The following is a 2,646-nucleotide window of genomic DNA, read 5'->3' on the forward strand; positions in this document are numbered from 1 at the left end:
GTGCAGGGCTGGGGGGACGACCATCTCCATCAATTTCACATTTATGGCAAAGATTACGGTATCTCCTACGAAGGAGGCATCGGTTTTGTCGATAATCCGTTCCGGGTCGTGATTGATGATTTTGCTTTTGATGCTGGCGATCGCTTTACCTATGAATACAATTTCTTTGAGCACTGGCTTCATGACATTCGTGTTGAGGCCATTTATGAAAACTCTACGCTGAAAGCGCCGTTTTGTATAAGCGGCCATGGTATGCCCGGAGCCACAGCTGCGGATGAGTTCGATAAAACCCTGGCGTTTCTTGAAGCTATCGTTAATGCGGATGATGAAACAACGGTCGGCGAGATCCGCCCTTTTGCTGACGACCTGGATGCTGTCAGGTTCAACCGCCACAAAATCAACCGGCAACTGAGCAGGCTCGACCTTGCATCTCCGGTACTGGAGCCTGAAGTTATCTGGCTGGGCCGTCGTCGCTGACTGATGTCTATAAAGGTATACGTTTTCAGCATGCCTCTCAGATCCCCGAAAAAATGTCTATAAACCTCCCTAAATCAGTGTTTATGGATTATTCTTTAAATCTCTATGATGTTTAAAGACCTTCCGGAGGTTTTGCGTGCAATATGCCTACATCAGGGTAAGCTCGGCCGATCAGAATACGGCCCGTCAGGAAGAGGCATTGTCAAAGGCGGGTTTTCAGCCTGATAAAATTTGTGTTGAGCATGCCAGCGCGAAGGACACAAACCGCCCGGGGTTACAGGAACTCCTGGGGCAATTACGCCCTGGTGATACGCTTCTGGTTCATTCCATCGATCGCCTTTGCCGGAATATGTCGGATATGTGCGCTGTCACCACCCGGCTTCGTGACCAGGGCGTTACCCTTATTTTTCTGAAAGAGCAGCTGACGTTCAGCGCCGGCACAAACAATCCGATGCAGGAACTGCAGCTGCACATGATGTCGGCATTCAGCCAGTTTGAACGAGCCTTACTGAAGGAAAGGCAGGCCGACGGCATCGCCGCGAAAAAAGCACGGGGTGAAAAAACAGGGCGCCCCGGCGCCGATATCAAAAAGATCCAGGAAATTGACGCACTCAGAAGCAGAGGGGTCAGGCTCAGGATCGCCTGCGACCATGCGGGCCTTGGCGTTTCCACATATTATAAGCTTCGTCACCAGATGAACAACCAGTAGCCGGGAGATAGTCATCCACCACAGCAGGAGGCAATGATGCAACTGACGCTCCAGATAGTCATCACCGATGAATCAGGCTCCAGTCGAACGGAGGAACTGATGACAATCCAGAAATCAGGGGAGACCCGGAACGACATCGGATTATCGGTGTCAGAATCCAAGCTGTTGCTGAATACGGTCCAGCAGTCGGTGGTCCAGCTGCAGGCAGACGAATATACTCAACACCATATCCGGTGCCCTCACTGCCTTGCTGCGCGCAGAATCAAAGGCAAACAGAAAATACGGTACCGGACGCTGTTTGGCGTTATTCCGGTATCCGGGCTTCGGGTGTACCGGTGCCGTTGTGAAGAGAGTGATACAAAGACAGTCAGTTTGCTCAGCGACTGGGCCGGCGATTATTCTCACCCGGCACTGAAATATATTGAAACCCGCTGGGCCTCGATGATCTCCTATGAAATGACGACTCGTCTGCTGAAAGATATTCTGCCGGTGGGCCACAGCCTGAATGCCTCAACGGTGAGGAATCATTTATGCCAGGTGGCGCAGCGTCTTGACGCTGAGGCTGAAGCTCATTCAGGTTTTCTTTCCGGCTGCCCCCGCGACTGGGGGAACCTGCCCAGGCCAGGAAAACCGCTTGTGGTGGGTATAGATGGTGGTTATGTTCGCGATCGGGATGACAAAAAGCGTAATTTTGAAATTATTGCCGGGAAGTCTTTTTCCGTTGGTGCGCCTGCTGACACCCGCCGCTTCGGTTTTGTTCAGAAGGATGACTGTCATCCGGAACGCAGGCTCATGACCCACCTTTCAGCGCAGGGAATGCAGGCCAACCAGCAGATATTTTTTCTGTCCGACGGCGCGGATAATCTCAGGGACCTCCAGTTCGGTATGTACCCTGAGTCAACGCATGTGCTGGACTGGTTTCATATCACCATGAGGCTGAAGGTGCTCATGCAATATGCCCGGGGACTGCTGGTATCAGATCCAGAGGCGGGGAGTAAAGTTCTGGCACTGCTGGAAAGCATTAAACGATATCTCTGGCATGGCAATGTTGTCGCTGCGCTGGAACATATTGATAATTGCGTTATGTATTGCGATGACCCTGAACTCAGCTATCCTAGCCTGAAATCCCTGCAAAAACATCTGGATGAAATGTATACCTACATCCGGAATAATAAGATGATGATCCCAAACTACGGCGAAATGCGTCGGTACGGAGAGCCGGTATCAACCGCGTTTGTGGAATCCACGATCAATGAAGTGATCGCCAGACGAATGGCCAAAAAGCAGCAGATGCAGTGGAGCAGAAAAGGGGCTCATTATTTGTTACAGACCCGGACCGCCGTTTTGAATAACGAACTGCAGGATAAATTTGTCTGCTGGTATCCGGGTTTTCAAAGTGACGGGAAGGGACCAGCGATGGCAGCATAGCTCACGCTGCCCCAATATTTTTTATGCTCTCG

Annotated in this window: 3 protein-coding genes; all 3 read left to right on the forward strand. The window is 51.2% G+C overall.

Going from position 1 to position 2,646, the window contains the following annotated elements:
- Positions 1 to 477: IS1096 element passenger TnpR family protein (locus tag RTW80_RS23810; protein WP_057069802.1), on the forward strand; the 477-nt coding region annotated here is incomplete at its 5' end.
- A 136-nt stretch (positions 478 to 613) separates the two neighbouring features.
- The gene (locus RTW80_RS23815) at positions 614 to 1,186 is read left to right on the forward strand and encodes a recombinase family protein (RefSeq protein ID WP_001493762.1); all 573 of its coding nucleotides are present in this window, start codon (positions 614 to 616) and stop codon (positions 1,184 to 1,186) included.
- Between the two features lie 36 nt (positions 1,187 to 1,222).
- On the forward strand, positions 1,223 to 2,614 hold the full coding sequence (locus RTW80_RS23820) for an ISKra4-like element ISKpn19 family transposase (RefSeq protein WP_001493761.1): 1,392 nt from the start codon (positions 1,223 to 1,225) through the stop codon (positions 2,612 to 2,614).
- Positions 2,615 to 2,646: the final 32 nt, after the last annotated feature.

The sequence above is a fragment of the Escherichia sp. AM3 genome, assembly GCF_032029835.1.
GTDB lineage: Bacteria > Pseudomonadota > Gammaproteobacteria > Enterobacterales > Enterobacteriaceae > Escherichia > Escherichia coli.